Here is a 23,580-nt window from a genome sequence, read left to right as displayed (position 1 = left end):
GCCCTGCCGGGCCTTCCGTCCGTCTTCCGTCGGTACGGGAGGCCCGGGGGCCGGGAACCCCGGCCCCGCCACCCGGCGGTGGCGCCGCACGAATCCTCGTAGATCCGTTGGAGAGAGAATTCCGATGAGCCCGACCAATCGCACCGTGGTCGTCACCGGTATCGGCGCAACCACACCGCTGGGTGGCGACGCGGCATCGACCTGGGAGGGACTGGTCGCCGGACGTTCCGGCGTCAGGGCCCTCACGGAGGAGTGGGCCGCCGAGCAGGCGGTCCGTATCGCGGCCCGGGTGGCCGTGGAGCCCACCGAGATCATCCCCAGGCCGCAGGCCCGCCGTCTGGACCGCTCGGCGCAGTTCGCGCTGATCGCGGCCAAGGAGGCGTGGGCCGACGCCGGTTTCGTGGCCAAGGCCGGTGAGGACCCGAGCATCGACCCGGACCGGCTGGGCGCGGTCATCGCCTCCGGCATCGGCGGTGTGACGACCCTGCTGGACCAGCACGACGTGCTGAAGGAGAAGGGCGTACGCCGTGTCTCCCCGCACACCGTCCCCATGCTGATGCCGAACGGCCCGGCCGCGAACGTGGGTCTCGCGGTGGGCGCCCGCGCCGGTGTGCACACCCCGGTCTCCGCGTGCGCGTCGGGTGCGGAGGCCATCGGCTACGGCATCGAGATGATCCGCACCGGCCGTGCCGACGTCGTCGTCGCGGGCGGCACGGAGGCGGCGATCCACCCGCTGCCGATCGCCGCGTTCGGCAACATGATGGCGATGTCCAAGAACAACGACGACCCCGAGGGCGCGTCGCGTCCCTACGACGTCGCCCGGGACGGGTTCGTCATGGGTGAGGGCGCGGGCGTGATCGTCCTGGAGTCCGCCGAGCACGCGGCCGCGCGCGGTGCGCGGGTCTACGCCGAGGCGGTCGGGCAGGGGATCTCGGCCGACGCGCACGACATCGTGCAGCCGGAGCCGGAGGGGCGGGGCATCTCGCACGCCCTGCAGAACCTGCTGGAGCGGACGGATCTGGATCCGGCGGAGATCGTGCACGTCAACGCGCACGCGACGTCCACGCCGGCCGGTGACGTCGCGGAGCTGAAGGCGCTGCGGAAGGTGTTCGGGGACGACGCGGACCACTTCGCGGTCTCCGCGACGAAGTCGATGACGGGGCATCTGCTGGGCGGGGCGGGTGGGGTGGAGTCCGTGGCCACCGTGCTCGCGCTGTACCACCGGGTGGCTCCGCCGACGATCAACGTCGAGAACCTCGATCCCGAGGCCGAGGCGGCTGCGGATGTCGTCCGTGGTGAGGCGCGGAAGCTGCCCGTGGACGGGCGGATCGCCGCGTTGAACGACTCGTTCGGGTTCGGTGGGCACAACGTGGTGCTGGCGTTCCGGTCCGTGTGACCGGCGTCTGCCTGAAGGGCCTTCACCCCTGTCGGGGTGGGGGCCCTTTGCCGTGCGGCGCTGTGGGGGGTGTACCGGGAGTTTTTCGCCCCCGCCGCCCCTACCCGTCCCGTCCTCAAAGGGCTTCGCCCCTTTGACCCCAGGGGGGCGCGGTCGGGTGCGGGTCCGTCGGGGCTTGTCGCGCAGTTCCTCGCGCCCCTTTCGGGGCGTTCAGCTTCTGGGAGCTTGTCAGACCACCTGGTGGAGCCAGCGGACCGGGGCGCCTTCGCCTGCGTAGCGGAAGGGTTCCAGTTCGTCGTCCCAGGGTTTGCCCAGGAGTTTGGCGATTTCCGATTCCAGGTCGGTCTGTTCGGTCCGGGAGCGGGTCAGGGCGGCCCGGAGGCGGTCCTCGGGGATGAGGATGTCGCCGTGGATGCCGGTGACGGCGTGGAAGATGCCCAGGTCGGGGGTGCAGCTGTAGCGCTCGCCCTCGGCGGTGGGGCAGGGTTCCGAGGTGACCTCGAAGCGCAGCATCTGCCAGCCGCGCAGCGCGGAGGCGAGTTTGGAGGCGGTGCCGGCCTGGCCCTGCCAGGAGAACTCCGAGCGCCAGGTGCCGGGGGCGGCGGGCTGGCGGATCCAGTCCAGGCTGACGCGCGTGCCGAGCACCCCGGCGATGGCCCACTCGACGTGCGGGCACAACGCGCGCGGCGCGGAGTGCACGTACAGAACTCCACGAGTCGTCACCGGAACCTCCGGACGGAACAGGCGCGATCCGGGTGGACCGCGTTGATGGCGAGGCTACCGTGCGACGGCGCAAGGAGTGTGACGTACCGTCGGTCCCGGTGCCGGGAAACCTCCAGCATTCACCCGGCAGGACGCCTGTACGGGTGTGCAATGAACACACCACGACACACGGGGAGGCGACGAATGGAGCAGGCGGTGCGGAGGCCGGCCCGTCGTTCACGGGCGGCCGTGCTCGCCGTGGTGGCGGCCGTCGCGCTGGGCGCGGCCGGCTGTGATGCCGTGGGCGGCGGCTCCCCCGCCCCGTCGGGCACGGCGGCGGAGAAGGAGCGGCCGTCCCCGAAGCCCACGCCCGTGTGGGACACCAGCCCTGAGTCGGTCGCCGCAGTGGGGGACTCGATCACACGCGGCTTCGACGCGTGCGCGGTGCTGACGGACTGCCCCGACGTGTCGTGGGCGACGGGCGGCAGCGAGGAGGTCGACAGTCTCGCCGTACGGCTGCTGGGGCGGGCGGGGGCGGCCGAGCGGAGCTGGAACTACTCGGTGACCGGGGCCCGGATGGCGGATCTGCCGGGGCAGATGGCGCGGGCGGTGGGGCGGGGGCCGGAGCTGGTGGCGGTGATGGCCGGGGCGAACGACGCCTGCCGGGAGACGACGTCGGCGATGACGCCGGTGGACGACTTCCGGGCCGACTTCCAGGAGGCCATGCGCACGCTGCGCGAGGCGCTGCCCAAGGCGCAGGTGTACGTGGCGAGCGTGCCGAACCTGAAGCGGCTCTGGTCGCAGGGGCGGACCAATCCGCTGGGCAAGCAGGTGTGGAAACTGGGCATCTGCCCGTCGATGCTGGGCGACGCGGACGCGATGGACGCGGCGGCGACGCTGCGGCGCGAGACGGTGCAGGACCGGGTGGAGGACTACAACGAGGTGCTGGAGGAGGTCTGCGCGAAGGACCGCCGCTGCCGCTTCGACGGCGGCGCGGTGTACGAGTACCGTTTCGGCACCGACGAGCTGAGCCGCTGGGACTGGTTCCATCCCAGCATCGAGGGGCAGGCCGAGCTGGCCGGGATCGCGTACCGGACGGTCACGGCGAAGCGGCCGTGACTTATTGTTTCGCACATGAACGAACTCTTCGGCACACTTTCCGACGGCACGCCGGTGCACCGCTGGACCCTGGAGCGGGCGGGCGTACGGGTACGGGTCCTGTCCTACGGCGGGATCGTGCAGGACGTCGAGGTGCCGGACCGGGACGGGCGGACCGGGAACGTGGTGCTGGGGTTCTCCGACCTGGACGGCTACCTCCGGCACCCGGAACCCTTCCTGGGCGCTCTGATCGGCCGGTACGCCAACCGGATCGCGGGCGCCCGCTTCTCCCTGGCGGGGCGCGACCACACGCTCGCCGCGAACAACGGGCCGAACTCGCTGCACGGCGGTGAGCGGGGCTTCGACAAGCGGGTGTGGGACGTGAGCCCGGTCGAGCACGGCCTGCGGCTGTCCCTGGTCAGCGAGGACGGCGAGGAGGGCTTCCCGGGCCGTCTGGAGGTCTCCGTGACGTACACGCTGGACGAGCGGGGCGCGCTGGGGATCGCGTACGAGGCGGTGACGGACGCGCCGACGCACGTGAACCTGACGAACCACTCGTACTGGAACCTGGCCGGCGCCGGCTCCGGCAGCACGGCCGGGCACGAGCTGCGGCTGGCGGCCTCCCGCTACACCCCGTCCGACGCGGACCTGATCCCGAGCGGTGAGCTCGCCGACGTCTCCGGGACCCGTTTCGACTTCCGCGAGGCGCGGAAGGCGGGCACCGGGTACGACGACAACTTCGTGCTCGACAAGGGGGTGACGGCGGCCGCCGAGGAGGTCGCCGAGCTGTACGACCCGGCGTCGGGCCGGGTGCTGACGGTGGCGACCACCGAGCCCGGCATGCAGCTCTACACCTCGGACCACATCGGGGAGCCCTTCACCCCCGGTGACGGCATCGCGCTGGAGACCCAGCACTTCCCGGACTCCCCGAACCGTCCGGAGTTCCCGAGCACGGTCCTGAAGCCGGGTGAGGTGTTCCGGTCGGAGACCGTGTACGGGTTCGGGGTGCGGTAGGGCCTGTCCGGCCTCCGTTCGCACACAAGCCCCGGTCCGGGGTCAGGGTCCCGGACCGGGGCTGCTCATGTGGGTGCTTCCCGGATCAGACGTTAATCGCTGTGGTGGGATCGCGGTCCCCGATCAGCATGCCCGCTTGAATCTCGTACGAAGCCTTCACATACGACCGCGATGCGGTGGGCCGGGGGGGGTGGGTCTGCGCAGCCCGGCGCTTGCGGGGTGCCCCGCGCTGGTACGGGCCGGGGATGGGTCTACGCAGCCCGGCGCCGTACGGGGCGCCTCCCCCAGAGGGGGGACCCCCAGCCCACCCGTGCCGCCCTGGGGATACCTCCCAGGCCCTTGAGGCACTGGGGGAGGCACGACTGCCCGCGGGAACGGCGGCACGACTGCCCTCGGGCCGTGGCGTGGGGTGTGGCGGGCGCGCGATACTGCGGGCTCGGCATGCCGTACCCCACGACGACGGAAGGCCCAATTCCCTTGAGATCCGTACGTGTTCGCATCGGTGTTCTCGGTCTGGCCCTGTTGACCGGCTTCGCCGCCCCTACGACCGCGACCGCCGCCGAGACGGCCCCCTCCCCCACCGTCGAGGAACGCCGCCTGGACGGGGCCGCCCCGCAGGAGATACTCCGCCGTTCCGGATTCGACGACGTGGCGCCGGAGTTGGCCCGTGCGCTCGACCGCGCGCACTCCTACGCCCAGGCCCGCCGTGCCGTCGTGCGCGAGGGGACCCGGTTGTGGCGCAGGGCCGTCGACCGGGCGCAGGGGCGCGGTCCGGCGGGCGGTGACCTCAGCCGGGACGACGACCGGCCCCTGTACTGGGCGCGGCTCGGGATGACCCGCGAACTGCGCACCTGGGAGCCGGGGTTCCGGCTGGGCGAGGAGCAACGGGCACGGCTGCTCGACGAGCTGGAGCGGACCTCGCGCGGGCAGACCGCGCTCCACTACCCGCGGCACGGCAAAGGGATGAAGCGGGTCCTGCTGACCGGTTTCGACCCGTTCACCCTGGACCGGGACATCCGTATCTCCAATCCGTCCGGCGCGGTCGCGCTCGCCCTCGACGGCACGGTGATCGAGACCGCGGACGGTCCCGCGCGCATCGAGACGGCCGTGTTCCCGGTGCGCTGGCGGGACTTCACGGAGGGGACGGTGGAGCGGGCGCTGCGGCCGCGTCTGCCGGGGGTCGACCTGTTCACCACCGTGAGCCAGGGCCGGGTGGGCCGCTTCGACGTCGAGCGGACCAACGGGGCCTGGCGGGGCGGTTTCGGGGACAACGAGAACATCGGCCGCACGGAGACGATCCCGGTCACCGACCCGGCCTCACAGCCCCAGTGGACGTCCACGACCCTGCCGTACGCGGAGATCGTCGCCGCGGACACCGGGCGGTTCCCGGTGTACGACAACACCGGCGTCACCGAGATCCCGGCGGGAGGCACCGAGCCCGTCGTACGGCCTCAGGGGCCGACACCCGGGTCGACCGCGCGGGCCGGGGGCGGCGGGGACTACCTGTCCAACGAGATCGCCTACCGGGCGACGCTGCTGCGGGACCGGCTCGGGCTGCACGACAGGCTGCCGGGCGGGCATGTGCACACGCCCGTGCTGCAGTTCGGCGCCGGGAACACCACCGAGGTCACCGACCCCGAGTTCGTGCGGAACCGGCTGGACATCATCGACCAGGTGCGGTCGATCGTGACCGTGGCGGTCAGTGCGACGGAGCGAACGCGAGGCTGACGCCGAGACCGGCCAGGACGGACCCGATCACCTTGTTGAGGACCTTCTGGCCGCGCAGCATCAGAGTGCGCATCCGGTCGTGGGAGAAGAACACGGCGACGACGCCGAACCACAGCAGGTGGGCCAGCGACATGAACAGGCCGTAGCCCACCTGCTGGAGGACCGGGGTGCCGGGGCTGACGACCTGCGCGAACGTCGAGACGACGAACAGGGTCGTCTTCGGGTTGAGGACGTTGGTCAGGAAACCGGTGCGCAGCGCGGCGAACGGGGTCAGCCCCGTCCTGTTCTCCAGGTCGACGGTGACCTCGCCGCGGGTGCGGAAGGTGCGGACGCCGATGTACACGAGGTAGGCCGCGCCGACCAGCTTGATCACCGTGAAGAGGAAGGTGGAGGAGGCGATCAGCAGGCCGACGCCGAGCATCGTGTAGGTGACGTGGACCAGGACACCGGCGGCGACGCCGAGGGCGCCGAGCAGGCCGGTGCGGCGGCCGTAGAGGTAGCTGTTGCGGACCACCATGGCGAAGTCGGCGCCCGGCGCGATCACGGCCAGGACGGTGATGACGGCGACGGCGAGCACCTCGGTCATGACCGGGCGCCCTCCTCCTCGGACTCCTCGGAGCCGTCCCCGGCCGTCTCCTCACCGAGCAGGTCGCGTGCCATGAGGGTGGCGCCGGCGACCGCGCCGGGCATCAGGAACACGGCGACGAACGGGACCAGGAAGGCCACCGCCAGGGGGGTGCCGAAGCCCCACACCAGGGTCTTGCGCCCCCGCAGCAGCCCGAGCCGCTCGCGCACTTCGACCCCGCGCCGCTGGAGCGCGACGGCGGTGAGCTCCTCGGTGAGGAAGAAGCCGGTGACGAAGAACCCGATCACCGGGACGACGGTCTGCCCCACCACCGGGATGAACCCGAGCGCGAACAGCAGCACGCCCCACACCAGGGCCCGTACGACGATACGGAGGCTGTCGCGGGCCGAGATCCACAGCTCCCGCCACAGCGGCAGCCCCGACTCGGGCGCGGTGCCGTCGGGCGAGACGTCCCGGTCGACCTTCTCGGAGAGGTTCTCGTAGAACGGCTGCCCGATGAGCAGGGTCACCGCGGTGAAGGTGAGCACGGACAGCAGCAGGCCGAGCGCGAACAGCACGGCGGTGAGGAAGCCGCGGAACAGTCCGGCCCAGGGGCTGGACCAGTCGTCGGCGAACGGCGTCGCCCACGTGACGAAGTCCTCGCCCCACAGCGCCAGCGCCACCAGCGCCGCCGCGTACAGCACGAGGGTGATCAGCCCCGGCAGCAGCCCGAACCCGAACTGCTTGCCGTGCCGGGCCACCCACCGCTGGCCCTTCAGGAGATACCGGAAACCCGCCCCAAGATCGCGCATGGGGGAGACCCTATCGGGGCGCCGTCCGCCCGGCACGGGCAAGGGCCGCACCCCACGTCCAAGGGTGCGGCCCCCGTCGTACGCAACGACCGCCGGCGGCGCGGCGTCACGGCCGGGTCAGAGCTTGACGATCATCTTTCCGGTGTTGTCGCCGCGCAGGACGCCGAGGAACGCCTCCAGGTTGTTCTCGATGCCCTCGACGACCGTCTCGCGGTACTTCAGCTCGCCCGAGCGGACCCAGGGGCCGACCTCCTGGACGAACCGCGGCTGGAGGTCGTAGTGGTCGCCGACGAGGAAGCCCTCGATGCGGCCGCGGGTCTGGATCAGCCGGGCGAGGTTGCGCGGGCCGGGGGCGGGCTCGGTGTTGTTGTAGACCGAGATCATGCCGCAGACGGCGATACGGCCGTCCCGGTTGAGGGATCCGATGGCGGCCTCCAGGTGGTCGCCGCCGACGTTGTCGAAGTAGACGTCGACGCCGTCCGGGGCGGCGGCGCGGAGCTGCTCGCTCACGGGGGCGGTCTTGTAGTTGAAGGCGGCGTCGAAGCCGTACTCGTCGAGGAGCAGCTTGACCTTCTCGTCGGAGCCGGCCGAGCCGATCACCCGCGAGGCGCCCTTGAGCCTGGCGAGCTGCCCGACCTGGCTGCCGACGGCGCCCGCCGCGCCGGACACGAAGACGGAGTCGCCCTCCTTGAAGGAGGCGGTGCGCAGCAGGCCGGCGTAGGCGGTGAGGCCGGTCATGCCCAGCACGCCCAGGTACGCCGAGAGGGGCGCCGCCTCCGGGTCCACCTTGACGGCGTTCCTCGCGTCCACGACGGCGTACTCGCGCCAGCCGAAGAAGTGCAGGACGTGGTCGCCGGCCGCGATCCCGTCGGCGTTCGAGGCGACGACCTCGCCGACGGCGCCGCCCTGCATGACCTTGCCCAGTTCGAAGGGGGCGACGTAGGACTTCGCGGCACTCATCCGGCCGCGCATGTACGGGTCGACGGAGAGGTACGTGTTCCGTACCAGCACCTGTCCCCCGGCCGGGGCGGGGACCTCCGTCTCGACGAGGGCGAAGTCCTCGGGCTTCGGCCAGCCGACGGGGCGGCTGAGCAGATGCCACTCGCGGCCGGTGGTGGGGAGTGCGGGAGCGGTCATGGCCTGGCACCTTTCCTCGAATAGTTCATTACCTGAAACAACCATGCGACTGAATATTTCAGGATGTCAAGCAACCGGGTACCCTGGTGTGCATGGCCACACCCGATGCCACCCCGCACCGTCCCGACGCCCTCACCCTGGAGGTCGTCGAGCTCATCGGCTCGGTGGTGGCCCGCTACCACGAGGAGTACGAGGAAGCCGCCGCCGGTCATGCCCTCACGGGTGCCCAGGCGAAGCTGTTGAGTCTGCTGTCCCTGGAGCCGCTGCCGATGCGGAAGCTGGCGCAGCGGCTGAAGTGCGAGCCGTCGAACGTCACGGGGATCGTGGACCGGCTGGAGGCGCGGGGTCTGGCGGAGCGCCGGCCCGACCCGGCGGACCGGCGGGTGAAGCTGGCGGCGGCGACGGCGGAGGGGCGGCGGGTGGCCCGGAGTCTGCGGGAGTCCCTGCGGTTCGCGCGTGAGCCGTTGGCGGGGCTTTCGGAGGCGGAGCGGGTGGCTCTGCGGGATGCGTTGCGGCGGATGCTGGGGTAGTCGGCCGCGCCGGTTTTTTGGGGCCCGAGGTTGGCGTGGGCGGGGGTCTCGCGCGGCCCGGTGCTTTGCGGGTGCCCCGGCATTGGCGTGGGCGGGGGTCTCGCGCGGCCCGGTGCTTTGCGGGTGCCCTGCGTTGGTGTGGGCCGGGGGTGGGTTGCGCTGCCCGGCGCTCGCGGGGTGCCTCCCCCACTCTCGACTTCGCTCGAGCGGGAGGTACCCCCACCGCCCACCCGTGCCGCCCTGGGGGTACCTCCCAGGCCCTCAAGGCACTGGGGGAGGCACGACTGCCCGCGGAAGCGGCGGGAGGCGGGGGCTGAGCGCGGGAGTGTCGGGGCGGGGGTCGGGTCAGGTGCACCACCACAGGAAACGGTCGCACGTCTCCGTGGGTTCGGGTTCCGGGTCGGGTTTCTTCGTGGTCGGGGCCGGGGCCGGGGTTTCCGGGTCCTGTGAGGGCTCCGGCGACGGGGGGGCCGCCGGGTCGGTCGTGGGCGGGGCCGCGGGCGCGGACGAGGGGTCCTGCTCGGCATCGTCCTCAGCCCCCTCGGACTCCTCGCCCGTCGGGGAGCCGGAAGCCGACGGTGAGTCGGAGGGCTTCGCGCTGGGCGACTTCCCGGGTGCCGCCGTGTCCGTGCCGCCGTCGCCCGCCGGCTCCGCCGACTCCGTCGGCTCCATCTCCGTCGCGCCGCCGTCCGCGGACTCCTCCCCGGCGGCCGCCGGCCTCGGGTCCGAGCCGGATGCGTCCAGGCCGAGTTCCGCGAGGCTCAGTCCGCCCGCCGCGAGGACGAAACCGGCCGCGATCAGCAGGGTGCGGTTGCGTCGGCGGCGGTGCGCCGCGGCCTTGCGGTCCCGGCGGCTCTCGCCCGCCGCGGAGGACTCGTCCGGGTCGGTGGCGGGGTCCGGGCCCGGCTCCCGGCCCCGGCGCCGGTCCGCACGGCGCCCGCGCGGCTCGTCGTCCCGTGCCTCGTCGTCCCACGGCCCGTCGTCGTACTCGCCGGGGTCTTCCCCGACGTGCGGGGTCCCGGTGGCTCCCTCGGCCCCGTATGTCTCACCCCCGTAACCCGAAGACCCGGCAGGCTCCTGCCGCTGCTGGGCGTGGAGCGTCTCGGCGGGTGTGCCGCAGCCGGGGCAGGCGAGAGCGCCGTTGAGGTGCCGTCGGCACGGGTGGCAAAAGTCCATGACGCGGGAAGGTTAGGTTCCGTTCCGGTCCGCTTCATAGAGCTTGCTGTGAAGGTTTGGTGCGGACCATTGCTCAATGGTTTCGAAACTGCCGAAACCGTTATGCGCGCGACCCATTGACACCCCCGCCACCCCGTCCTTACTGTCACGCCAGCATTTCGAACGTGTGCCGAAATATCGAACGCGTCGAACTGCGGACACCGATGACAAGGTCCACCACCACAGCGAGGGGCTAACTGCCGTGCGCATCACCGGAATCAGCACACACGTGGTCGGGACGCCGTGGCGCAACCTGACGTACGTCCAGGTGCACACCGACGAGGGCATCACCGGAGTCGGCGAGACCCGGATGCTGGGCCACACCGACGCCCTCCTGGGTTACCTGAAGGAAGCCGAGGTCAACCACATTCTCGGCTCCGACCCGTTCGCTGTCGAGGACCTGGTCCGCCGGATGAAGTACGGCGACTACGGCCGCGCCGGCGAGATCGTGATGTCCGGTATCGCCGTCGTCGAGATGGCCTGCTGGGACATCAAGGGCAAGGCCCTCGGCGTGCCCGTCTGGCAGCTCCTGGGCGGCAAGGTCACCGACAAGGTCAAGGCGTACGCCAACGGCTGGTACACCACCGAGCGCACCCCCGAGGCGTACCACAAGGCCGCGCGGGGCGTCATGGAGCGCGGGTACCGGGCGCTGAAGATCGACCCGTTCGGCACCGGGCACTTCGAACTCGACCACCAGCAGACGCTGTACGCGGTCTCGCTGATCGAGGCGGTCCGGGACGCCATCGGTCCGGACGCCGAGCTGATGCTGGAGATGCACGGCCGCTTCTCCCCCGCCACCGCCGTGCGCCTCGCGCACGAGCTCGCGCCGTTCAAGCCGGCCTGGCTGGAGGAGCCGGTGCCGCCGGAGAACCTCAAGGCGCTGGAGAAGGTGGCCGCGAAGGTCGACATGCCCCTCGCCACCGGTGAGCGCATCCACGACCGGATCGAGTTCCGCGAGCTGTTCGAGAGCCAGGCCGTGGACATCCTGCAGCCGGACGTCGGCCACATCGGCGGCATCTGGGAGACCCGCAAGCTCGCCGCGACCGCCGAGACCCACTACATGCTGGTCGCCCCGCACAACGTCGGCGGCCCCGTGCTGACCGCCGCGTCCCTCCAGGTCGGCTTCACCTCGCCGAACTTCAAGATCCTGGAGCACTTCAACGACTTCGCGGACGCGGACATCAAGAAGGTCGTCAAGGGCGCGCCCCGGGTGAACCCGGAGGACGGCTGCTTCCACCTCTCCGACGCCCCCGGCCTCGGCGTGGAGCTGGACGTCGACGCGGCGGCCGAGTTCCCGCAGCAGCAGGCCCGGTTCGACCTGTGGGCCGAGGGCTGGGAGCAGCGCAAGCCCAAGGGCACCAAGTGAGCGCCGGCCGCCCGGGAGGGGCGCGATGAGCACCCAGGTCGTCATCGAGGGACCCGGCGAGCACCGTCTGGTCCCGCACGAGCCGCGCGAGCCCGGGGCCGGCGAGGCCCTGGTCCGGGTGCACGCCTCCGGCATCTGCGGCAGTGACCGCGAGGTGTACCAGGGCAACCGGCCCGAGGGGTACGTGCGGTACCCGCTCACCCCGGGCCACGAGTGGTCCGGGACGGTGGAGCGGGTGGGCGCGGGGGTGCCTCAGGCGCTGGCCGGCCGCAAGGTGGTCGGCGAGGGCTTCCGCAACTGCCAGGTCTGCGACCGCTGTCACGCCGGTGAGACGACGCTGTGCTCGGCGGGCTACGAGGAGACCGGATTCACCCAGCCGGGCGCCATGGCCGCCACGCTGACCCTCCCGGCCCGGCTGCTGCACGTCCTGCCCGACGACGCCGACCTGAGCGCCGCCGCGCTCCTGGAGCCGGCCGCCTGTATCGCCGCCGCCGCGCTGAAGGCGAACGCCGTGCCCGGCGAGCGGGTCGCGGTGGTCGGCACCGGCACGCTGGGGATGTTCGCCGTGCAGTTCCTGCGGGCCGGCTCCCCCGCCGAGCTGCTGGTGGTGGGCACCCGGGACGACCGCGAGGCGCTGTCCCGGCGGTACGGGGCCACCGGCTTCCGCACCAAGGACCAGGCTCTCCCGGACGACTTCGACGTGGTGATCGAGACCGCCGGGTCCGCGGACGCGGCCCGTACGGCGGCCTCGCTGCTGCGGCGCGGCGGACGGCTGGTCCTCACCGGCATCCCGGCGCCGGGCGCCGACGGGCTCGACCCCACGGACCTGGTCGTACGGCAGCTGGAGGTGCACACCGTCTTCGGTGCTCCGCCGGACGCCTGGGCGCACACCGTGCGGATGTTCGCCGCCGGGCTGCTCGATCCGCTGCCGCTGGTGAGCCATGAGCTGCCGCTCGCCGAGTTCCCGGAGGCCATCGAGCTGGTGGGGTCCGGCGACCCGAAGGTGGGCAAGGTGCTGTTGCGTCCCTAGTCCGTACGCCGGTACGAGGGCGACCCGACGGTCCCCGTACCGGCGTACGCCCGGCCCCGCGCCGAACCCGCCCGACTCGTACCCCGAGCCGCGAACCTCGTCCGACATACCGAACCAAAGGACACCCTGTGACCGACGCTTCCGCCACGGCTCCCCGCAGGCCCGGTGAGCAGACCCTCACCGCGCTCGGCTTGAGCGCACCCGCCCTCGACCCCGTCGACGCCTCGCCGCACACCTTCCCCGGCGGGGGCCGCTGGCGCACCGAGGTCCCCTCGTGCGAGGGGCCCGAGGCGCTGGCCGTGGTCCTGAAGGAGGCCTCGCGCCTCGATGTGCCGATCCACCGGATCAGCCAGGGCAGTGGCGTCTGGATGCTGACCGACGCCGAGATCACCGAGATGGTCGAGGCCACCGCGGAGCGCGACATCGAGCTCTGCCTGTTCACCGGCCCGCGCGGCACCTGGGACATCGGCGGCTCCACCCGTACCGACTCGGGCGGCGCCGGACTGCGCGCCCGGGGCCACGACGCGGTGGCCGGCTGTGTCGAGGACGCCGTGCGCGCCACGGAGCTGGGCGTCACGTGCCTGCTCGTCGCCGACGAGGGCGTGCTGTGGACGCTGCACCGGGCGCGGGCGGCCGGGCTGCTGCCCGCCGACACCACGCTGAAGCTGTCGGCGCTCGTCGGGCCGGTCAATCCGGCCTCGTTCGCGGTCTACGAGCGGCTCGGTGCCGACTCGATCAACGTCCCCAGCGATCTGACGCTCGATCATCTCACCGAGATACGGCGGGTTTCGGCCACGCCGATGGACATGTACATCGAGGCCCCCGACGACCTCGGCGGCTATGTGCGGATGTACGAGGTCGCCGAACTCATCCGGCGCGGCGCCCCGCTGTACCTGAAGTTCGGCCTGTCCAAGGCGCCCGGTATCTACCCGTACGGGCACCATCTGCGGGAGCTGACCCTGGCGACCGCGAAGGAGCGGGTGCGGCGCGGCCGGCTGGCCCTGGACCTGCTGGCCCGCCATGGCGCGGACGGCGACATGGCGCCGCTCGGGTCCCGGCTTCCGGGCGATCTGATCCGGTTCGACATCTCGTCATAACGTTCCGGAAACTCGACTTCACAGAAGTAGACACAGACGCGCACAATCGCACACACCCCTTTCTCGGTCTCCTGGTTCCACCCCGGCAAGCGCCCGCTCGTCCGGACCGACCCCGCACCCACATCAAGGATGATGATCATGCGTAACCGCAGAGCCGCACTCGCCGCCGTCGCCTCGGCCGCCACCCTCGCCCTCACCCTGTCCGCCTGCGGCCAGAGCGGCGAGGGCGGCAGCGAGGAGGACAAGGGCGGCTCCGAGGGGGCCACCGTCGGCATCGCGATGCCGACCAAGTCCTCCGAGCGCTGGATCGCCGACGGCGACAACGTCGTCAAGAACCTGGAGGCCAAGGGCTTCAAGACCAAGCTGGTCTTCGGCGAGGACGAGCCCGACCAGCAGGTCTCGCAGATCGAGAACATGATCACGCAGGGCGTGGACGCGCTGATCGTGGCGGCCATCGACAACAAGTCGCTGAACAACGTCCTCCAGCAGGCCGCCGACGCGGACATCCCGGTGATCTCCTACGACCGGCTCATCCTCGGCACCGAGAACGTCGACTACTACGCCTCCTTCGACAACGAGAAGGTCGGCGAGCTCCAGGGCACCTACATCGTCGAGAAGCTCGGCCTGAAGGACGGCGGCGAGAAGGGCCCCTTCAACCTCGAGCTGTTCGCCGGCTCCAACGACGACAACAACACGCGCTACTTCTTCCAGGGCGCGATGAACGTCCTGCAGCCGTACATCGACAAGAAGCAGCTCGTCGTCAAGTCCGGCCAGACGGAGCTGACCCAGGTCACCACGCTCCGCTGGGACGGCGCCACCGCCCAGCGCCGCATGGACGACATCCTCACCAAGTCGTACAAGAGCGGCAAGGTCAACGCCGTGCTCTCCCCGTACGACGGCATCTCCATCGGCATCCTCTCGGCGCTGAAGTCCGACGGCTACGGCTCCAAGGACAAGCCGCTGCCGGTCGTCACCGGCCAGGACGCCGAGGTCGCCTCGGTGAAGTCGATCATCGCCGGCGATCAGTCGATGACCGTCTACAAGGACACCCGCGAGCTCGCCAAGGTGGCCACCAACATGGTCGACGCGCTGCTCAACGACAAGAAGCCCGAGACCAACGACACCAAGACGTACGACAACGGCGCGAAGGTCGTGCCGGCGTACCTGCTGGAGCCGGTCGCCGTCGACAAGGCCAACTACCAGAAGACGGTCGTCGACTCCGGTTACATCAAGGAAAGCGACCTCAAGTAACCGCCGTCCCCCACTGATTGGAAGGCACGACCATGGCGGGACCCGTCCTGGAAATGCGCTCGATCGTCAAGACCTTTCCCGGCGTCAAGGCGCTGTCGGACGTCAGCCTGACCGTCCGGCAGGGCGAGGTCCACGCCATCTGCGGCGAGAACGGCGCCGGGAAGTCCACCCTGATGAAGGTGCTCTCCGGCGTCCATCCGCACGGCAGCTACGAGGGCGAGATCCTCTTCGAGGGAGAGCCCTGCCGGTTCAAGGACATCCGGGCGAGCGAACAGCACGGCATCGTGATCATCCACCAGGAGCTGGCGCTGGTGCCGTTCCTGTCCATCGCGGAGAACATCTTCCTCGGCAACGAGCACGCCACCCGCGGGCTGATCAACTGGAACGAGACCCTGCGGCACGCCACCGAGCTGCTGCGCCGGGTCGGTCTCACCGACCACCCGGAGACCCGCGTCGCCGACATCGGCGTGGGCAAGCAGCAGCTCGTGGAGATCGCCAAGGCCCTCTCCAAGAAGGTGAAGCTGCTCATCCTCGACGAGCCGACCGCGGCCCTGAACGACGAGGACAGCGGCAAACTCCTCGATCTCATCCTGGAGTTGAAGAAGCAGGGCATCACCTCGATCATCATCTCCCACAAACTGAACGAGATCCGCAAGGTCGCCGACTCGGTGACGATCATCCGGGACGGCCAGTCGATCGAGACGCTCGACGTGAAGGCCCCCGAGACCACCGAGGACCGGATCATCAGCGGCATGGTCGGCCGCGACCTCGACCACCGCTTCCCCGAACGCACCCCGCACCAGCCGGAGGAAGGCGCGGCCCCCGCGCTGGAGATCCGCAACTGGACCGTGCACCACCCGATCGACCAGCAGCGCAAGGTCGTCGACGACGTGTCGATCAGCGTCCGGCGCGGTGAGATCGTCGGCATCGCGGGCCTGATGGGCGCCGGCCGCACCGAGCTGGCGATGAGCGTCTTCGGCCGGACCTACGGGCGTCACGCGGGCGGCACCGTCCTGAAGGACGGGCGGGAGATCCGTACGAGGACCGTCCCCGAGGCGGTCGGCCACGGCATCGCGTACGTCACCGAGGACCGCAAGCACTACGGCCTGAACCTCATCGACACCATCAACCGCAACATCTCGCTCAGCGCCCTGGAGAAGGTCGCCAGGCGCGGTGTGGTGGACGAGCACGAGGAGCGGCAGGTCGCCGAGGGCTTCCGCACGTCCATGAACATCAAGGCCCCGACGGTGTTCGAGCCGGTGGGCAAGCTGTCCGGCGGCAACCAGCAGAAGGTCGTCCTCAGCAAGTGGATCTTCGCCGGCCCGGACGTGCTGATCCTCGACGAGCCGACGCGCGGCATCGACGTCGGCGCCAAGTACGAGATCTACACGGTCATCGACAAACTGGCCGCCGAGGGCAAGGCGGTCGTCTTCATCTCCTCCGAGCTGCCGGAACTGCTCGGTATGTGCGACCGCATCTACACCATGGCCGCCGGGCGGCTCACGGGTGAGTTCTCGCGGGCCGAGGCCTCGCAGGAATCGCTGATGCGCCAGATGACGAAGGACAAAGAGGTAACCCGATGAGCACGGATGTGACCGCCAAGAGCCCGGCCCCGGCACCGCCGGGCGGCACCGGATCGGCCGCGGGCCAAGGCCTGCTCCACCTGGTGCTGGACGGCCTGCGCCGCAACATGCGCCAGTACGGCATGCTGCTCGCCCTCGGCCTGATCGTGGCGCTGTTCGCCGTGTGGACCGACGGTGACCTGCTGCTGCCGCGCAACGTCTCCAACCTGGTCCTGCAGAACAGCTACATCCTGATCCTCGCGATCGGCATGATGCTGGTGATCATCGCGGGCCACATCGACCTGTCGGTCGGTTCGCTCACGGCGTTCGTGGGCGCGTTCGCGGCCGTGCTGACGGTGCAGCACGACCTCTCCTGGCCGGTCGCCGTGGTGCTGTGCCTGCTGGCCGGCGCCGTCGCGGGCGCGGCACAGGGCTTCTTCATCGCCTATCTCGGCATACCGTCGTTCATCGTCACCCTCGCCGGCATGCTGGTCTTCCGCGGGGTGACGGAGATCCTCCTGGAGGGCCAGACCCTCGGCCCGTTCCCGGGCGGTCTGCAGAAGATGGGCAACGGCTTCCTCCCCGAGGTCGGCCCGGAGACCAACTACCACAACATCACCCTGCTGCTGGGCTTCGCGATGGTCGCCTTCGTGGTCCTCCAGGAGCTCCGCGACCGCAAGCGCCAGCAGGAGTTCGCGCTGGACGTGGTGCCGTTCAACCTCTTCCTGCTGAAGCTCGTCGCCATCGCCGCCGCGCTCCTCACGGTCACCCTGCTCCTCGCCAGCTACAAGGGCGCCCCGATCATCCTGCTGATCCTGGGCGCGCTGGTGGTCGGCTACGGCTACCTCATGCGCAACGCGGTCTTCGGCCGGCACATCTACGCGATCGGCGGCAACCTGCCGGCGGCGAAGCTGTCCGGCGTGAAGGACAAGAAGGTCACCTTCCTGGTCTTCCTGAACATGGGCGTGCTCGCGGCCCTGGCGGGTCTGGCGATCGCCGCCCGTCTGAACGCGGCCTCTCCGAAGGCGGGCCTGAACTACGAACTCGAGGCGATCGCCTCGGCGTTCATCGGTGGCGCGTCCATGAGCGGCGGTGTCGGCACCGTGCTCGGCGCGATCATCGGCGGTCTCGTCCTCGGCGTGCTGAACAACGGCATGAACCTCCTCAGCGTCGGCACCGACTGGCAGCAGGTCATCAAGGGTCTCGCCCTGCTGGCCGCGGTCGGCTTCGACGTGTGGAACAAGCGCAAGTCCGGTTCGTAAGTCAGCTCGGGCCCCGCCGGACGGCGGGGCCCCTTCCTTCTCGGGAGCCGCACGGATGGAACTGAACAGACGCACGGTCATCGCAGGAGCCGCGGCGGCCGGGGTCGCCGCCACCACCGCGTTCGGCGGCACGGCACACGCCGCGCCGGGCAGGGGGAAGCCGGTGAAGTCGCTCTTCGGCAGGCTCGCGGACGGCACCAAGGTCCACCTCTGGTCGCTGGAGAACGGCGGCACCCGGATGAAGGTCCTCTCCTACGGCGGCATCGTCCAGTCCCTGGAGATCCCCGACCGCCGCGGCCGGTACGCCAACGTCTCCCTCGGCTTCGACACCCTCGAGGAGTACGTCGCCTCCAGCCCGTACTTCGGCGCGCTGATCGGCCGCTACGGCAACCGCGTCGGCCAGGGCCGCTTCACCCTCGACGGCACCGCGTACCAGCTCTCCGTCAACGACGGCGAGAACAGCCTGCACGGTGGCGCCCAGGGCTTCGACAAGCGGGTCTGGGACGTCGAGCCGTTCACCCGGGGCTCCGACGTCGGCCTGTACCTGTACTACACGAGCGTCGACGGCGAGATGGGCTACCCGGGCACGCTGCGCACGAAGGTCACGTACACCCTCACCCGGGACGGCGACTGGCGCGTCGACTACGAGGCCACCACCGACAAGGCCACCGTCGTCAACCTCACCAGCCACGTCTACTGGAACCTCGCCGGCGAGGGCAGCGGCTCCGTCCACGACCACGAGCTGTCCATCGCCGCCTCCCGCTACACACCGGTCGACTCGGGGCTGATCCCCACGGGCGAACTGGCGCGGGTCGCGGCCACCCCCTTCGACTTCCGCCGGGCCAAGCCGGTCGGCCGGGACATCCGCACCGCACACCAGCAGGTGCTCTACGGGCAGGGCTTCGACCACAACTGGGTGCTCGACAAGGGCATCACCCGCCGCCCCGAGCAGGCCGCCGTCCTCCGCGACCCGTCCTCCGGCCGCACACTGAGGATCGCGACGAACGAGCCGGGCCTGCAGTTCTACTCCGGCAACTTCCTCGACGGCACCCTCGTCGGCACCGGCGGCCGGGTCTACCGGCAGGGCGACGGGCTGTGCCTGGAGACCCAGCACTTCCCGGACTCGCCGAACCAGCCGTCGTTCCCGTCGACCGTGCTGCGGCCCGGACAGACGTACCGGACGACGACGGTCCACTCGTTCGGGGCGTGAGCCCCGGCGGACCGCCACCGTCACATTTTCCTCACACGAGCTGAACGGCGGCGCGTCCCGCTCCGTACTCCTGGGTGGCCCGTGCTCCCCCGCGCGGGCCACCCAGGCATGACGGGCCCGTCCCTCCCCAACGGGCCCGCCGTACACGGAGGTTCCCTTGGCCGACAGCGTCACCTCGTTGTTCCGCAGCACTGCGGCACACAGCCCGTCGATGGCGGCGCTGACACGGGAGAGCGACGGGGCCGGCCCGGTGGACTTCTGCATCCCCTGCAACCCGTACTTCCCCACCCCCGCCATGTTCGAGGACATGGCGGCCCGGCTGCGCGACATCATCACGTACTATCCGAGCAGCGCCGACACCATCACGGCCGAACTGTGCGGCCTGCTCCGACTGCCGCCGCAGTGCGTGGCGATGGGCAACGGATCGACCGAACTGATCACCTGGATCGACCACCTCCTGGTCCGTGAGTCCCTCGCCGTCCCCGTCCCCACCTTCGGCCGCTGGACCGACCAGCCCATGGAGACCGGCAAACGGGTCGACATGTTCCCGCTCCAGGAGGCCGGCGGCTTCGCCCTCGACCTCGCGCAGTACGCCGAGTTCATACGGGCCAGGGGCACCCGGGTGGCGGTGATCTGCAACCCCAACAACCCCGACGGCGGCTTCCTGCACAAGCACGCGGTCGTGCAGTTCATGGACGCCATGGCCGACCTGGACCTGGTGGTGATCGACGAGTCGTTCCTGGAGTTCGCCGACGCGGAGAACGAACCGAGCGTGGTGCAGGAGGCGATGCTGCGCCCCAACGTCATCGTGCTGCGCAGCCTCGGCAAGAACTTCGGCCTGCACGGCATCCGCTTCGGCTACCTGGTCGCCAACCCGGCGCTCGCGGGGCGGGTGCGGTCCATGCTCCCCAAGTGGAACCTCAACTCCTTCGCCGAGCACGTGGTGTTCATGCTGAAGGAGCACGGCGCCGAGTACGCCCAGAGCCTGCACCAGGTCCGCCGCGACCGGATGGACATGTCCGGCCAGCTCTCCTCGCTGCCCGGACTGACGGTCTACCCCTCCCAGGGCAACTTCCTCTTCGTGCGCCTGCCCGTGGGCGCCGAAGGCACCGTGGTCCGGGACCGGATGCTCACCGAGCACCGGATCCTGGTCCGCGAGTGCGGCAACAAGATCGGCTCGTCCAGCCGCTTCCTGCGTCTCGTGGTACGCCCCCAGGTGGACGTGCGCCGCCTGGTGACCGGCCTGGAACAGGTGCTCTACGGGACGTCCAGGAGGGGAGCCGCCGCGCCCGAGCAGGCCACCGGGACCGGCTACAGCTCGGGCACGGCGGCCGTGGACCGGCTGGTGAGCCGGACCAACGGGGCCGGCCTGCGGGGGCTCGCCGCTCAGACCGCCGGTGCCGGCGTTCCGGGGCTCGCCGCCGCTCCGTCCGCCGGCACCGGCATGCCGCTCCCCGCCGCCGTGTCCGCCCCCGCGGCGGACGCGGGCGGCGGGATGCCGGTGCCGGCCGCGGCCTCGGTGGTGACGGGGGTACCGGGAATGCCTCAGCCGGTCCCGCAGCAGGTCCCCGCGCCGGTCCCGCAGCCCGTGCCGCAGCAGGTCCCGCAGCCCGTGCCGCAGCAGGTCCCGCAGCCGGTCCCGCAGCCCGTGCCGATGCCGGCGCCCGCCCAGCCGCTCGCGCCCGTGGCACAGGCGCCGATGCCCGCCGCGGCGTTCCCGGCGGCGGCTCAGGTGCCGCCGCCGATGCCGCCGCCCGCCGGTCCCACCCCGCCCGGCGTCCCCGCCCGCGGTGGCCTGACGGCCGCCCAGGTCAGGGGCACCGACGGCCTCTCCATGGCCCCGGCGACGGGCTGGCAGGGGCCGCAGAGCTGGCCGGACCCGGCGGGAATGGACCAGGTGGGCTGAGCCCGGCGGACCGGGCGGGCTCACGCGGAGGACGTGGCCGGGGCGGTCGGGCAGGGCGAGGGGACCGGGGAGGCGCTGGGGTCGGGGGACGGGGTCGCGGGCTCGGGGACGCAGTCGTCCGGGGCGGTGGGCGAGGGGCTCGGTCCGGTCGGGTCCGGCGAGGGTGACGGGGTCCCGGTGGGGGACTCGCCGGGCGGCTGCGAGGGGTCCGGGCCCGTCGGAGACGCCGTCGGGGAGGAGGGCTCCGGAGACGGGGAGGCCGACGGACGCGGGGTGGACGACGGTGAGGGCGCGGAGGGGGACGGCCCGGGGCTGCCCGGCGTACTCGGGTCCGGTCCGATGACGATGCCGCCGCCCCCGTTCCCGTCCCCCTTGCCGCCGCTCCCGCCGTCGACGGGTCCGGTCGCCGGGGTCTTGCCGCCCGCGCCGGGGCTCCTCGGGATGACGCCCTCGCCGTCGGGGACGGTGTGCACCCCCCGGCCGTAGAACTCCAGCCAGTACCTGACCAGCCTCAGGTAGGAGAACGAGTGGTTGTAGCTGAGGATCGCCCGGTCCAGGTCCGCCGCCCGGCCCAGATCCCGGTCGCCGGCGCACAGGTAGTGGCCGGCCGCCAGGGCCGCGTCGAAGACGTTGTCCGGGTCGGCGCGGCCGTCACCGTTGCCGTCCGCGCCCCAGCGGGCCCAGGTGGACGGCAGGAACTGCATCGGCCCCACCGCGCGGTCGTAGACCGTGTCACCGTCGTAGGCGCCCCCGTCCGTGTCCCGGATCAGGGCGAAACCCCGGCCGTCGAGCGGCGGTCCGGTGATGCGGCCCAGCGTCGTGCCGTTCCGGTCGACCGCGCCGCCGCGCGCCTGGCCGGACTCGACCCTGCCGATCGCCGCGAGCAGTTCCCAGGGCAGCCGGCAGCCGGGGTCCGTGACGCGCACGGAGGCCTCGGCGGCACGGTAGGCGCGCAGCACGGTGGCCGGGATGCCCGACTGGGAACGGAGGTCCCGCACCAGCGCCGGGGGCACCGACGCGGCCCGAGCCGCCTCCGCGGTGTCCAGGGGCGGGAGTTCGGTGTGGTACGAGCCGTCGTCCGGGGAGGCGGGTGCGGTGTACGGGTCGTCCGCCGCCGGTACGAACACGTCGTCGGCGGACGGGTCGGCGTGGCCGTCCCCGGTGAGGCCGGGCGCCTGGGAGGCGGTGAGGGCCGCCATGGCGGCCACGGCGACGGCGGTCGCCCGCAGGCCTCTGCGGGTCCGGCCGGCAAAGGGGCGTCGGGCGCGGCGTACGGGCATGGCTGTCGCTCCTGTCGGATCCGTCGGAGTGGGGGCGGTCCTTTGGGCCTCAGCGGCCGAAGGTGTCGATGCCGGCGACGAGCCAGCGTCCGTCGCGGCGCACGACGTCGACGGCGAGCATGGCCCCGGCGTACACGCCCTCGTCCTGCTCGCCCTTGGCCTTCTTCGTGCTTCCGGCGGTGCTGACGCTGCTCTGGTCGGCGTAGACGAGGACCCGTGCGCGGTCGCCGTCGATCCGTTCGACCGCGCTGTCGGTGACCGTCGTGGTGATCACCGCCTTCTGGGCGTCGGCCCGCTCGCGGACGTCGGCGAGCAGGGCGGCGTGCTGGTCGACGGCCTTGCCGGTGAGGAGGCCGTCCGCGGCCTTCTCGAGGGCACCGGGGTCGGTGTGGTCGTAGGAGAAGAGCGCGTCGACGGCCTTGGCGGTCTGTCCCTTGATCTCGCCGGTACGGGCCAGGTCGGTCAGGGCGGTGTTGTGCCGTGCGGGGTCGTCCCGGAGCGCTTCGGCCTCCGCGTGCGCCCAGCCGGCGAAGCCGCCGAGGAGCACGGTCAGTACGCAGAGCGCCACGAGGCCCACCGGTCGGCGCGGCCGGGCCCGGGTGGCCTTCTCGTCGTCGGCCGCGGCCGGTTCTCCGGTCCGCGCCGAGGACGGGGACGAGGACGAGGCGCCGGAGGGGGTCCGGACCGCTGTGCCGCGCGTACGGGTCCGGCTTCCCGTGCTCTCCGAGGTCCCGGCGGAGGCGGCGGGGCGGGTCTCGCGGGCCTGGCGGCGGCGCTGGCGGTTGATGTGGTGGCGGGTCGTCGACATGGTGCGGTGTCCTCCTCGGTGCGGCCGGCTGTCGCGGTACGGGACCGGGTCAGCCGGCCGATGTGCCGCCCACGGGTGCCTGGCCCAGGGCGCTCAGCTTCCACCGGCCGTCGGTCCGGGTGAGTTCGCCGAGCATGCGGCTGTCCTTGTCGGTCTTCGCGCCGTCGGACGCCTTGACGGTGACGCGCAGGGCGATCAGCACCCGGGCGCGGCCGGCCCGGTCGTCGAGTTCGGTGACGGCGCCCGACAGCACCCGGGCCGTGGTGACCGTTTTCGCCGCCTTCACCTGTTCGGCGAACTCAGCGCGTCCGGAGGTCAGTTGTTCACGCAGTTCACCGGTGGTCGACGACTCCCAGAGGTCGAGACCCCGGTTCACGTCGCGGTGGTCGAGCGTGTTGAGGTTCTGCACGGCCTGCTCCCCGGCGGCGAGCGCCTCGTCCCGTTGCCCGGCGTAGGCGGCCCGGTCGTCGTGGGCCGCGCGGTACCAGTCCTGACCGGCCCACGCGGCGAAGCCGCCCGCGACGAGGGTGAGGGCGAGGAGCAGGGCCGGCAGCGGCCGGGAGCGGGTGCCGGTGAGGGCGCGGACCGCGCGTTTCATGGGGTGCTCCAGT

Annotated in this window: 21 protein-coding genes; 13 read left to right on the top strand and 8 right to left on the bottom strand. The window is 71.6% G+C overall.

Annotation, left to right across the window (positions count from 1 at the left end):
- Positions 1–124 precede the first annotated feature (124 nt).
- Entirely contained in the window at positions 125–1,396 is a 1,272-nt protein-coding gene (gene fabF / locus ACF1DX_RS03125; protein ID WP_391789500.1) for a beta-ketoacyl-ACP synthase II, read from the top strand.
- 228 nt (positions 1,397–1,624) lie between these two features.
- Here fabF and ACF1DX_RS03120 read toward each other — a convergent pair whose 3' ends face one another.
- Positions 1,625–2,119, bottom strand: coding sequence for a DUF3145 domain-containing protein (locus ACF1DX_RS03120; RefSeq protein WP_391789499.1), 495 nt, complete (start codon positions 2,117–2,119; stop codon positions 1,625–1,627).
- 183 nt (positions 2,120–2,302) lie between these two features.
- Between ACF1DX_RS03120 and ACF1DX_RS03115 the strand changes: the two genes are divergently transcribed.
- The 3 genes from ACF1DX_RS03115 to ACF1DX_RS03105 all read left to right on the top strand — a co-directional run bounded on the left by ACF1DX_RS03115 (position 2,303) and on the right by ACF1DX_RS03105 (position 5,938).
- Complete coding sequence (locus ACF1DX_RS03115) at positions 2,303–3,217, top strand: SGNH/GDSL hydrolase family protein (RefSeq protein WP_391789498.1); 915 nt, start codon at positions 2,303–2,305, stop codon at positions 3,215–3,217.
- Positions 3,218–3,232: 15 nt separating this feature from the next.
- Positions 3,233–4,210 carry an aldose epimerase family protein gene (locus tag ACF1DX_RS03110; RefSeq protein WP_391789497.1) on the top strand — a complete coding sequence of 326 codons (978 nt, stop codon included), beginning with the start codon at positions 3,233–3,235 and terminating at the stop codon, positions 4,208–4,210.
- 477 nt (positions 4,211–4,687) lie between these two features.
- A complete protein-coding gene (locus ACF1DX_RS03105) occupies positions 4,688–5,938 on the top strand; it encodes a pyroglutamyl peptidase (protein WP_391789496.1) in 1,251 nt (416 codons plus the stop codon).
- Here ACF1DX_RS03105 and ACF1DX_RS03100 read toward each other — a convergent pair.
- From ACF1DX_RS03100 to ACF1DX_RS03090, 3 genes are all read right to left on the bottom strand, one after another.
- A complete protein-coding gene (locus ACF1DX_RS03100) occupies positions 5,910–6,524 on the bottom strand; it encodes a LysE family translocator (RefSeq protein WP_391789495.1) in 615 nt (204 codons plus the stop codon). The two genes, ACF1DX_RS03105 and ACF1DX_RS03100, sit on opposite strands and share 29 nt — an antisense overlap.
- Positions 6,521–7,315, bottom strand: a complete 795-nt coding sequence (locus ACF1DX_RS03095; RefSeq protein ID WP_391789494.1) for an EI24 domain-containing protein — start codon at positions 7,313–7,315, stop codon at positions 6,521–6,523. The genes ACF1DX_RS03100 and ACF1DX_RS03095 overlap by 4 nt, the downstream gene beginning before the upstream one ends.
- Positions 7,316–7,432: 117 nt before the next feature.
- Positions 7,433–8,452 carry an NADP-dependent oxidoreductase gene (locus ACF1DX_RS03090; protein ID WP_391789493.1) on the bottom strand — a complete coding sequence of 340 codons (1,020 nt, stop codon included), beginning with the start codon at positions 8,450–8,452 and terminating at the stop codon, positions 7,433–7,435.
- A 92-nt stretch (positions 8,453–8,544) separates the two neighbouring features.
- Here ACF1DX_RS03090 and ACF1DX_RS03085 point away from each other — a divergent pair, with 92 nt between their 5' ends.
- Positions 8,545–8,982 (top strand): MarR family winged helix-turn-helix transcriptional regulator, encoded by a 438-nt coding sequence (locus tag ACF1DX_RS03085; RefSeq protein ID WP_391789492.1) that lies wholly within the window; start codon positions 8,545–8,547, stop codon positions 8,980–8,982.
- A gap of 345 nt (positions 8,983–9,327) precedes the next feature.
- On the opposite strand, the gene ACF1DX_RS03080 is transcribed toward ACF1DX_RS03085, so the two are convergent.
- On the bottom strand, positions 9,328–10,158 hold the full coding sequence (locus tag ACF1DX_RS03080) for a hypothetical protein (protein ID WP_391789491.1): 831 nt from the start codon (positions 10,156–10,158) through the stop codon (positions 9,328–9,330).
- Between the two features lie 241 nt (positions 10,159–10,399).
- Here ACF1DX_RS03080 and ACF1DX_RS03075 point away from each other — a divergent pair, with 241 nt between their 5' ends.
- The 8 genes from ACF1DX_RS03075 to ACF1DX_RS03040 all read left to right on the top strand — a co-directional run bounded on the left by ACF1DX_RS03075 (position 10,400) and on the right by ACF1DX_RS03040 (position 20,881).
- Positions 10,400–11,563 (top strand): mandelate racemase/muconate lactonizing enzyme family protein, encoded by a 1,164-nt coding sequence (locus ACF1DX_RS03075; RefSeq protein ID WP_391789490.1) that lies wholly within the window; start codon positions 10,400–10,402, stop codon positions 11,561–11,563.
- A gap of 25 nt (positions 11,564–11,588) precedes the next feature.
- Positions 11,589–12,593 carry a zinc-binding dehydrogenase gene (locus tag ACF1DX_RS03070; protein ID WP_391789489.1) on the top strand — a complete coding sequence of 335 codons (1,005 nt, stop codon included), beginning with the start codon at positions 11,589–11,591 and terminating at the stop codon, positions 12,591–12,593.
- Positions 12,594–12,721: 128 nt separating this feature from the next.
- Positions 12,722–13,690, top strand: coding sequence for a hypothetical protein (locus tag ACF1DX_RS03065; protein WP_391789488.1), 969 nt, complete (start codon positions 12,722–12,724; stop codon positions 13,688–13,690).
- Positions 13,691–13,828: 138 nt separating this feature from the next.
- Positions 13,829–14,941 (top strand): multiple monosaccharide ABC transporter substrate-binding protein, encoded by a 1,113-nt coding sequence (gene chvE, locus ACF1DX_RS03060; RefSeq protein WP_391789487.1) that lies wholly within the window; start codon positions 13,829–13,831, stop codon positions 14,939–14,941.
- A gap of 32 nt (positions 14,942–14,973) precedes the next feature.
- The gene (gene mmsA / locus ACF1DX_RS03055) at positions 14,974–16,524 is read left to right on the top strand and encodes a multiple monosaccharide ABC transporter ATP-binding protein (protein WP_391789486.1); all 1,551 of its coding nucleotides are present in this window, start codon (positions 14,974–14,976) and stop codon (positions 16,522–16,524) included.
- Entirely contained in the window at positions 16,521–17,765 is a 1,245-nt protein-coding gene (mmsB, locus tag ACF1DX_RS03050) for a multiple monosaccharide ABC transporter permease (protein WP_391789485.1), read from the top strand. Before mmsA ends, mmsB begins: the two co-directional genes overlap by 4 nt.
- A 55-nt stretch (positions 17,766–17,820) precedes the next feature.
- Positions 17,821–18,975, top strand: coding sequence for an aldose epimerase family protein (locus ACF1DX_RS03045; protein WP_391789484.1), 1,155 nt, complete (start codon positions 17,821–17,823; stop codon positions 18,973–18,975).
- A gap of 157 nt (positions 18,976–19,132) precedes the next feature.
- Complete coding sequence (locus tag ACF1DX_RS03040; protein ID WP_391789483.1) at positions 19,133–20,881, top strand: pyridoxal phosphate-dependent aminotransferase; 1,749 nt, start codon at positions 19,133–19,135, stop codon at positions 20,879–20,881.
- Between the two features lie 20 nt (positions 20,882–20,901).
- Here ACF1DX_RS03040 and ACF1DX_RS03035 read toward each other — a convergent pair whose 3' ends face one another.
- The 3 genes from ACF1DX_RS03035 to ACF1DX_RS03025 are packed head-to-tail and all read right to left on the bottom strand — an operon-like array spanning position 20,902 to position 23,567.
- Positions 20,902–22,161, bottom strand: coding sequence for a lytic murein transglycosylase (locus tag ACF1DX_RS03035; RefSeq protein ID WP_391789482.1), 1,260 nt, complete (start codon positions 22,159–22,161; stop codon positions 20,902–20,904).
- Positions 22,162–22,210: 49 nt separating this feature from the next.
- The gene (locus ACF1DX_RS03030) at positions 22,211–22,969 is read right to left on the bottom strand and encodes a hypothetical protein (protein ID WP_391789481.1); all 759 of its coding nucleotides are present in this window, start codon (positions 22,967–22,969) and stop codon (positions 22,211–22,213) included.
- A gap of 49 nt (positions 22,970–23,018) precedes the next feature.
- A complete protein-coding gene (locus ACF1DX_RS03025; RefSeq protein ID WP_391789480.1) occupies positions 23,019–23,567 on the bottom strand; it encodes a nuclear transport factor 2 family protein in 549 nt (182 codons plus the stop codon).
- Between the last annotated feature and the right edge of the window lie 13 nt (positions 23,568–23,580).

The organism is Streptomyces sp. NPDC014676, from assembly GCF_043084105.1.
In the GTDB taxonomy this organism is placed as follows: Bacteria; Actinomycetota; Actinomycetes; order Streptomycetales; family Streptomycetaceae; genus Streptomyces.
The sequence above is the reverse complement of the archived record's forward strand: the minus strand, read 5'-3'. Positions and strand labels throughout refer to the sequence as shown.

Coding starts and splice junctions, on each gene's coding strand:
- fabF (WP_391789500.1), top strand. CDS start 125: ATGAGCCCGACCAATCGCACCGTGGTCGTCACCGGTATCGGCGCAACC.
- ACF1DX_RS03115 (WP_391789498.1), top strand. CDS start 2,303: ATGGAGCAGGCGGTGCGGAGGCCGGCCCGTCGTTCACGGGCGGCCGTG.
- ACF1DX_RS03110 (WP_391789497.1), top strand. CDS start 3,233: ATGAACGAACTCTTCGGCACACTTTCCGACGGCACGCCGGTGCACCGC.
- ACF1DX_RS03100 (WP_391789495.1), bottom strand. CDS start 6,524: ATGACCGAGGTGCTCGCCGTCGCCGTCATCACCGTCCTGGCCGTGATC.
- ACF1DX_RS03095 (WP_391789494.1), bottom strand. CDS start 7,315: ATGCGCGATCTTGGGGCGGGTTTCCGGTATCTCCTGAAGGGCCAGCGG.
- ACF1DX_RS03090 (WP_391789493.1), bottom strand. CDS start 8,452: ATGACCGCTCCCGCACTCCCCACCACCGGCCGCGAGTGGCATCTGCTC.
- ACF1DX_RS03085 (WP_391789492.1), top strand. CDS start 8,545: ATGGCCACACCCGATGCCACCCCGCACCGTCCCGACGCCCTCACCCTG.
- ACF1DX_RS03080 (WP_391789491.1), bottom strand. CDS start 10,158: ATGGACTTTTGCCACCCGTGCCGACGGCACCTCAACGGCGCTCTCGCC.
- ACF1DX_RS03070 (WP_391789489.1), top strand. CDS start 11,589: ATGAGCACCCAGGTCGTCATCGAGGGACCCGGCGAGCACCGTCTGGTC.
- chvE (WP_391789487.1), top strand. CDS start 13,829: ATGCGTAACCGCAGAGCCGCACTCGCCGCCGTCGCCTCGGCCGCCACC.
- mmsA (WP_391789486.1), top strand. CDS start 14,974: ATGGCGGGACCCGTCCTGGAAATGCGCTCGATCGTCAAGACCTTTCCC.
- mmsB (WP_391789485.1), top strand. CDS start 16,521: ATGAGCACGGATGTGACCGCCAAGAGCCCGGCCCCGGCACCGCCGGGC.
- ACF1DX_RS03045 (WP_391789484.1), top strand. CDS start 17,821: ATGGAACTGAACAGACGCACGGTCATCGCAGGAGCCGCGGCGGCCGGG.
- ACF1DX_RS03035 (WP_391789482.1), bottom strand. CDS start 22,161: ATGCCCGTACGCCGCGCCCGACGCCCCTTTGCCGGCCGGACCCGCAGA.
- ACF1DX_RS03030 (WP_391789481.1), bottom strand. CDS start 22,969: ATGTCGACGACCCGCCACCACATCAACCGCCAGCGCCGCCGCCAGGCC.
- ACF1DX_RS03025 (WP_391789480.1), bottom strand. CDS start 23,567: ATGAAACGCGCGGTCCGCGCCCTCACCGGCACCCGCTCCCGGCCGCTG.